This window comes from Desmonostoc vinosum (genome assembly GCF_059505385.1).
Genome location: NZ_JCACKM010000220.1, coordinates 1 through 8,799, shown reverse-complemented (window position 1 = coordinate 8,799; position 8,799 = coordinate 1). Strand labels below are relative to the sequence as shown.

Sequence of the window (8,799 nt, the reverse complement as noted above, 5' to 3'; positions counted from 1 at the left end):
CGCAGTGGCTCAACTTTTCAAGACAGAGACGCAGAGAAGAGAACGCAAAGAAGGATTTTTGTAAGAGATTCCATGAACTGCGTTCACAAGGAACTCTGTTCTTTATTTTTATGGCAGGTGTTTTGTTGTGGGCTATTTAGCTGTGGGGTTTAGCTTGACAAAGTATTACTAAAGGTTCGTTTTTATGCAAAAAACAGTTGTTCTCAATGTAGTGGGATTAACACCAAGTCTATTGGGAGAGCATACACCTTTGTTGTCCCGTTGGGCATCTACCGGAAAAGTGGTATCGATAGAACCTGTGTTACCTGCTGTTACTTGTACGATGCAAGCAACTTATCTCACGGGTAAACTACCTAGTGAACATGGAATTGTTGCCAATGGTTGGTACTTTCGAGATGAGTGTGAGATTAAATTTTGGCGACAATCTAATCGGCTGGTTCAGGCTCCCAAGATATGGGATATTGCCAAAGCACTTGATCCTAGCTTTACTTGTGCTAACTTGTTTTGGTGGTATAATATGCACTCTACGGTAGACTACGCAGTCACGCCTAGACCAATGTATCCTGCTGATGGTAGAAAAATTCCCGATATTTATACACAACCAGGAAATCTGCGATCGCATCTCCAAGCTAAACTAGGTCAGTTCCCTTTATTCAATTTCTGGGGCCCCAATACATCGATTCGTTCTAGCCAATGGATTGCAGAATCAGCAAAATGGTTGGAAGAATCCCATCATCCCACTTTGACACTCGTCTATTTGCCGCATCTGGACTACTGCTTACAAAAATATGGCCCTGATGTGAACAAAATAGCGTCAGACTTACAAGAAATTGATACCATTTGTGGCGATTTGATTCAATACTATGAAAATCAAGGCGCTCAAGTTATCATCTTGTCAGAATACGGGATTACACCAGTATCCCAACCCATTCATCTCAATCGCATCCTCCGCGAACATGGTTTACTGACGATACGCGAAGAATTAGGACGCGAACTATTAGATGCTGGTGCTAGTAAAGCTTTTGCTGTCGCAGATCATCAAATTGCCCATGTTTATGTCAATGATCCTTTTTATATCCCGAAAGTGCGATCGCTTTTAGAAGAAACTGTAGGAGTTGCCTATGTGTTGGATGATACCGAAAAATCAGCCTCCGGTTTGGGCCATTCTCGTTCAGGAGAGTTGATAGCAGTAGCTCAACCAAATGCTTGGTTTACTTATTATTACTGGCTAAATGATCAGCGTGCCCCTGATTTCGCTACCACGGTAGATATTCATCGCAAACCTGGTTATGATCCTGTAGAACTTTTTCTCGACCCCCAAATCAAATTTCCCCAATTCAAAATCGGTTTGACACTGCTCAAAAAACAGTTAGGTTTTCGCTACTTGATGGATGTCATTCCTTTAGATGCTTCTTTAGTACGTGGTTCTCACGGTTGTCTTCCGTCTTCCCCGGTTGAAGGGCCGTTATTGATTAGTAAATCAACTCACTTGCGAGATTCTTCATCAATCCAAGCGATCAATGTTTGTCAACTTATTCTCTATGATTTAATGGGAAGTAGGCAGTAGGGAGCTTGTACTGAGCGGAGTCGAAGTGTAGGGAATAGGGGAAGAGATCTTTATACCTTTGTGAGTGTCTTGAATGAAAAGCAAATAAATTGATAGCTGTATCAAAAAATTATTCATTTATTAAGTTGTGTCATATTGAGTAAACTTAATTAAGAAATGAACCACTTGTATTAGGCCTTTATCTATATTTAATTAGAAATTAAAAACTAGACAATCATATAATGAATTACAGAACGAGGGTATAAATATACCTCTTCCCTACTCCCCACTCCCCACTCCCCACTCCCTATTCCCTATGATGATTAATTCTCATTATTATACAACTCTGAGCGGCGTTTTTGTATCTCGTTCTGTAACTGAATTGAAGATGGGCAGCGCCCTTGAAGATATTCTGTTTCATTTGAATTCGCAGCGTGGAGGATTACTTAATAGCAGCTACGAATACCCAGGACGTTATAAGAGATGGGCAATAGGATTTTTTAATCCACCATTGGAATTGACAACACGGGATAACTGTTTCACCATCACAGCGCTTAGCGATCGCGGTCAGGTTCTCTTACCATTATTTTTAGAACATCTATCGCAGTCGCAACAACTCCAATCAGTCACTCAAAAAAATAATTGTATCACCGGATCTATCAAACAAACTCAAAAATTTTTTGCCGAAGAAGAACGTAGTAAACAACCTTCAGCTTTTACAGTTATTCGTGAAATCTTACATATTTTCTCTAGCTCAGAAGATGAGCATCTAGGGTTATACGGTGCATTTGGTTACGACTTAGTATTTCAATTTGAACCTATTTCTCAGCGTCTAGAACGTCCCACAGACCAGCGTGATTTAGTACTTTACTTACCTGATGAATTAGTAATTGTAGACTACTACCAACAACGTGCATTTTGTCTACGATATGAATTTGAAACAGTGCATGGTAGCACCAATAATTTACCACGCACAGGTGAATCTATTGATTATCGAGGCAAGCGACTCCTACCAACTCAAACTGCTGATCATCAAAAGGGAGAATATGCAAAGCTAGTAGAAAAAGCACTCGATTACTTCCGTCGGGGTGATTTATTTGAAGTTGTTCCTAGTCAAAACTTTTTGACACCTTGCCAACAACCACCCAGTCAGCTATTTAAAACCTTAAAACAAATCAATCCCAGTCCTTACGGATTCATTTTTAATCTTGGTGGAGAATACCTCATTGGTGCATCGCCAGAAATGTTTGTGCGGGTGGAAGGCAGACGTATCGAAACTTGTCCGATTAGTGGCACGATTAGTAGAGGACAGGATGCAATCGACGATGCGGTACAAATTCGTTCCTTGCTCAACTCACACAAAGATGAAGCCGAGTTGACCATGTGTACAGACGTAGACCGCAATGACAAATCTCGCATTTGTGAACCTGGTTCAGTTAGAGTCATTGGGCGTCGGCAAATCGAATTATACAGTCACCTCATCCATACAGTAGATCATGTAGAAGGAATACTGCGGAAAGAATTTGATGCCTTAGATGCATTTCTTAGTCATACTTGGGCAGTCACAGTTACAGGCGCACCCAAAAGGGCTGCAATTGAGTTTATCGAACAGCACGAACGTAGCGCCCGTCGTTGGTATGGTGGGGCAGTTGGTTATTTAAATTTCAATGGAAATTTAAACACAGGCTTAACTTTGAGAACAATTCGCTTGAAAGATGCGATCGCTCAAGTACGAGTTGGTGCTACTGTTCTATATGATTCCGTACCCTCCGCAGAAGAACAAGAAACAATTACTAAAGCTGCTGCTGCATTTGAAACGATTCGTCGTGCCCAGCAAACGAATACGAAAACCGATGAGTACAGTTCTCCAAAATCGAATCAATCCTACCCAGATATCAAACACAGCAAACGCATTCTCCTAATTGACCATGAAGACTCATTTGTACATACACTAGCCAATTACATCAGACAAACTGGTGTCAGCGTCACCACACTACGTCATGGCTTTTGTGAATCCCTATTTGACACAGAACGCCCTGATTTAGTAGTCTTATCGCCCGGCCCTGGTAGACCAAATGATTTTAGAGTACCACAGACCGTCAACGCCTGTGTGCGTCGTCAAATTCCCTTATTCGGCGTTTGCTTGGGACTGCAAGGGATAGTAGAAGCTTTTGGTGGAGAGTTAGGAGTTCTTAACTATCCCCAGCATGGCAAATCCTCCCGGATTTTCGTCACCGATTCTGATTCTGTGATGTTCAAAGACCTGCCACAATCCTTTGCAGTTGGTAGATATCATTCATTATTTGCTCTGCCACAAAGATTGCCACAAGCACTTAAAATCACGGCAATTTCTGACGACGATGTAATTATGGCAATTGAACATCAGACACTTCCCATCGCCGCCGTTCAATTTCATCCAGAGTCCATTATGACTCTAGCAGGAGAAGTTGGTTTAGTAATTATTAAAAACGTAGTACGTGCGTATACGTCAACGAAAGAGTCATTAGTCGTTGGGAATAGGGAATAGGGAATTTGGACGCGTCCTCGCGTCCCCGTGTCGTTCAAAACAACCTACACCTGCCCCCTGCCTTCCTCACCCCTCACTAGCTGCATGAAAAACCAAATTCCCCCTCCTCAGAACATTCTTGAGGAAATTGTCTGGTATAAAAAGCAGGAGGTTGCAAAAATGCAGCAAGAATTTTCTTGGGCTACTTTGCAACATCAGTTAAGCTTTGCTCCGACTACACGCAATTTTTTGACTGCTTTGCAGCAAAATCCTAGTAACCCTAGCTTGATAGCCGAAGTAAAAAAAGCATCACCAAGTCGGGGAATTATTCGAGCAGCTTTTGATGCAATTGCGATCGCTCAAGCTTATGAACGAGGTGGTGCCGCTTGTTTATCAGTCCTCACTGACCAAAAGTTCTTTCAAGGTAGTTTTGAAAATTTGAGTGCTATCCGTCACACAGTAACTTTACCTTTACTGTGTAAGGAGTTTATCATTGATCCCTACCAAATTTATCTAGCGCGAGCAGTAGGTGCAGATGCTGTGTTGTTAATTGCTGCCATCCTGTCAGACAGCAAACTGCAAGAGTTTTTACAACTCATTCACGATTTGGGTATGAATGCTTTAGTGGAAGTCCATACGCTAACAGAACTAGACCGGGTGCTAAAACTTCACAACCTGCGTTTGGTAGGGATTAATAATCGCAATCTAGAGGATTTTACGGTTAATTTGGGAGTAACGCAGCAACTTTTAATACAACGATCGCAACAATTGGCAAGTTTGGATATTACTGTTGTGAGTGAGTCTGGACTGTACACTGCTGCTGATTTATCTCTGGTGGCTGAGGCTGGTGTGCGTGCGGTTTTGGTGGGAGAGTCTCTAGTGAAGCAAGACGATGTAGAGGAAGCTGTGCGTGGTCTTGTAAGCTGTTAAGCGTTGAAACCGCAGGGGGTAGGGGGAGATGAGGGAGACGCGGGGACGCGGTGAGACAGCGCTGCAGGAGGGTTTCCCTCCGCAGGCGACTGCGTTAGCGCAGCGTTAGCGAGCTTGCGAGCGTCACCCTTCGGGGGACGCGGAGAATAAATAATCAATGACAAATGACAAATCCCCATTCCCTATTCCCTATTCCCCATTCCCTGTCTCAACTAGATAATTTATTTTGCACAACTACTTACAAATGATGATTTCTGATAAATTTCAATCTTTACGCGATCGCCAACAGTGTGCGTTAATTCCTTTTATTACAGCTGGCGATCCTAATTTAGAAACTACGGCTGAAGCTTTGGTTATTTTAGATCGCCATGGTGCTGACTTTATAGAGTTAGGCGTTCCCTATTCTGATCCTCTTGCAGATGGGCCTGTGATTCAAGCAGCTGCAACCCGCGCTTTGCAAAAAGGCACTAAGTTAAAACAAGTCTTGGAGATGCTGCAAACTGTGAGTCCTAGCCTGAAAGCACCGATAATTTTGTTTACTTACTACAATCCCATTTTGCACCGGGGGATTAAGCCATTTTTAGCAGAAATTGCTACTGCCGGGGTGCAAGGTTTGGTAGTGCCAGACTTACCCCTAGAAGAGGCAGAAGAATTAATCCAAACTGCTGCCTCTTTTGGGATCGAAATTATCTTACTTATAGCTCCCACTAGTTCTAAAGATAGGATTGAAGCGATCGCCCGTCAATCTCAAGGATTCATTTATCTTGTTAGCGTCACTGGTGTCACAGGTATGCGTTCGCAACTCCAAGAACGCGTCAAGCATTTATTAACAGATATACGAAGCATCACCAACAAACCCATCGGGGTTGGCTTTGGTATCTCCGCACCAGAACAAGCACATCAAGTTAGAGAATGGGGTGCAGATGCAGTAATTGTTGGTAGTGCCTTTGTCAAACGCCTAGCCGAAGATAGCCCCATTCAAGGACTGCAAGCTATTGAACAACTTTGTCGTGAACTCAAAACAGCAATTACCTCCACACCGCTACAACAAGTTGGTTTGCTCAAGTAACTCTCCAAACTCTTCTGTTGGCGTTCTCTGCGCTTAGTGAACCACGCCCACAATAAAATCAAGAAACACATTCAAATTCAAAACCTGAAATTATTACTGGGTAAGGTTTATAAAATGTGTTTCTTAGGATGTTCGTTACCTTATCCGAAACCACCAAGACGCCAAGTGCGCCAAGAAAGAGAAAGATATTTGTACAAAAAAGGTTTTTAACTGTGGTCAGCATACAAGACAACACGATACTTACAGCAACTGTCCGACCTGACTCTTTAGGCAGATTTGGCAAATTCGGCGGTAAATATGTCCCCGAAACCTTAATGCCAGCATTAAGCGAACTAGAAACAGCGTTTCAACAATACCGTAATGAACCAAATTTCCAAGCCGAACTACAAAACTTACTAAAAGACTACGTAGGAAGACCTACCCCTCTGTATTTTGCGGAACGCCTGACAAAGCACTATGCTAGACCAGATGGTACAGGGGCGCAAATTTACTTAAAACGCGAAGACTTAAATCATACAGGCGCTCACAAAATTAACAATGCACTGGCTCAAGTATTACTAGCTCAACGCATGGGTAAACAGCGAATTATTGCAGAAACTGGTGCTGGTCAGCACGGAGTAGCAACTGCAACAGTGTGTGCAAGGTTTGGTTTAACGTGTGTGATTTACATGGGCATCCACGATATGGAACGCCAAGCCTTGAATGTATTTCGGATGAAGTTAATGGGGGCAGAAGTACGTCCTGTGACAGCGGGTACTGGCACTCTCAAGGACGCAACTTCTGAGGCTATTCGGGATTGGGTGACAAATGTCGAAACTACGCACTACATCTTAGGTTCTGTAGCTGGCCCGCATCCCTACCCTATGTTGGTACGTGACTTTCAAGCAGTAATTGGTAAAGAAACTCGTCTTCAGTGTCACGAGAAATGGGGAGGGCTACCAAATATTCTTTTGGCTTGTGTGGGTGGCGGTTCTAATGCAATTGGATTGTTTCATGAGTTTGTCGATGAATCTGCTGTGCGTCTGATTGGAATAGAGGCGGCGGGTGAAGGTGTAGATACAGAAAAACATGCAGCAACTCTTACGCATGGCAAAGTTGGAGTTTTGCACGGTGCAATGAGTTACCTACTCCAAGATGATGATGGTCAAATCATTGAAGCACATTCAATTAGTGCAGGATTAGACTATCCAGGTGTCGGGCCTGAACACAGTTTTTTAAAGGATTTGGGTCGCGCTGAGTATTACAGCATCACCGATAAACAAGCACTAGAAGCATTTGAGAGGCTTTCGCAACTAGAAGGAATTATTCCAGCTCTCGAAACAGCCCATGCGATCGCCGCCTTAGAAACCCTCTCTCAACTAAATGGTAGTCCCCGCATAGTCATTAATTGCTCTGGCAGAGGTGATAAAGATGTGCAAACTGTGGCGAAAGTGATCGGGGGATGAAGGGGATGTGGTTCGACTTCGCTCACCAACCGGGAGATGAGGGGGATGAGGGGGATGAGGGAGAAAGATAATTACTTAGTCCCTAGTCCCTGTAACAAAACACTAAATCAATGAGGACAAAAAGATGATTGTAGTACTTAAAAAAGGTACGCCTGTTGATGAAATTAATCGCATTAGCCAAGAGCTAAAACATGTTTGGAGAGTCACAGTAGAAAAAAGCGTTGGCGAACATACAATTGTTTTAGGAATAATTGGTGATACTTCTACTATTGATACGTTGCAAGTTCAGGAGTTGAGCCAATGGATTCAACAAGTATTGCGAGTGCAACAATCTTTTAAACGGGTGAGTCGAGAATTCCGATATGGAGAAGCCAGCGAAATCGTTGTACCTACACCTAATGGTCGCGTCTATTTTGGAGAGCATCATCCGATAGTAGTCGTGGCTGGGCCTTGTTCGGTTGAAAATGAAGAGATGATTGTGGAAACAGCAAAGCGGGTGAAGGTAGCAGGAGCAAAGTTTCTCCGTGGGGGAGCTTATAAACCTCGTACTTCACCTTATGCATTTCAAGGACATGGTGAGAGTGCTTTAGAGTTGTTGGCTACAGCTCGTGAGGTTACAGGTTTGGGGATCATCACAGAAGTTATGGATACTGCGGACTTAGCAGCAGTTGCAAGAGTAGCTGATATTATCCAAGTAGGGGCGCGAAATATGCATAACTTCTCGTTGTTGAAAAAAGTAGGCGCTCAAGATAAACCCGTACTGCTCAAACGTGGCATGTCAGCCACAATTGACGAGTGGCTGATGGCAGCAGAGTATATCATGGCATCGGGAAATTCCAATGTCATTCTTTGTGAGCGGGGGATTAGAACGTTTGATGCCAAATATGCGCGTAATACTTTAGATTTATCGGTGATCCCAGTATTGCGATCGCTTACCCATCTGCCAATTATGATTGATCCTAGTCATGGCACAGGGAAATCCGAGTATGTTGCACCCATGGCTATGGCTGCCATCGCCGCAGGTGCAGATGCTTTAATGATTGAAGTTCACCCCAATCCAGCCAGGGCACTCTCAGACGGGCCTCAATCCTTAACTCCTGAGAGATTTGACCGTTTGACACAGGAAATGTCCCTGATTGGTAAAGTCGTTGGTAGATGGTCTCAACCTGCTTTGGTAACTTCTGTTTAAGCTTCCGTTAGCCAAAGTATGGAAGTCACCCCCATACTTTGGCTAACGGAGGGAGAATAAACTTCTTGCAAAAATACTTGAACCGTCAGAGACTCAAGTCTCTGCCTAATAGCA

6 protein-coding genes are annotated in these 8,799 nt (G+C 43.3%); all 6 read left to right on the top strand.

Translation table 11 applies throughout. The annotated features are described in order from the left end of the window. The first annotated feature begins 184 nt into the window (after positions 1-184). Positions 185-1,567: an alkaline phosphatase family protein gene (locus AC5JMF_RS25835; RefSeq protein WP_495798564.1), complete on the top strand. Its 1,383-nt coding sequence runs from the start codon at positions 185-187 to the stop codon at positions 1,565-1,567. 295 nt (positions 1,568-1,862) lie between these two features. Further along, entirely contained in the window at positions 1,863-4,073 is a 2,211-nt protein-coding gene (locus AC5JMF_RS25830) for an anthranilate synthase (protein WP_495798563.1), read from the top strand. A gap of 84 nt (positions 4,074-4,157) precedes the next feature. Next, positions 4,158-4,982, top strand: coding sequence for an indole-3-glycerol phosphate synthase TrpC (trpC, locus tag AC5JMF_RS25825; RefSeq protein WP_495798562.1), 825 nt, complete (start codon positions 4,158-4,160; stop codon positions 4,980-4,982). Between the two features lie 244 nt (positions 4,983-5,226). Further along, positions 5,227-6,051, top strand: coding sequence for a tryptophan synthase subunit alpha (gene trpA, locus AC5JMF_RS25820; protein ID WP_495798561.1), 825 nt, complete (start codon positions 5,227-5,229; stop codon positions 6,049-6,051). 212 nt (positions 6,052-6,263) lie between these two features. Beyond that, the gene (trpB, locus tag AC5JMF_RS25815; RefSeq protein ID WP_495798560.1) at positions 6,264-7,496 is read left to right on the top strand and encodes a tryptophan synthase subunit beta; all 1,233 of its coding nucleotides are present in this window, start codon (positions 6,264-6,266) and stop codon (positions 7,494-7,496) included. Between the two features lie 124 nt (positions 7,497-7,620). Next, positions 7,621-8,685 (top strand): 3-deoxy-7-phosphoheptulonate synthase, encoded by a 1,065-nt coding sequence (aroF, locus tag AC5JMF_RS25810; protein ID WP_495798559.1) that lies wholly within the window; start codon positions 7,621-7,623, stop codon positions 8,683-8,685. Positions 8,686-8,799 lie beyond the last annotated feature (114 nt).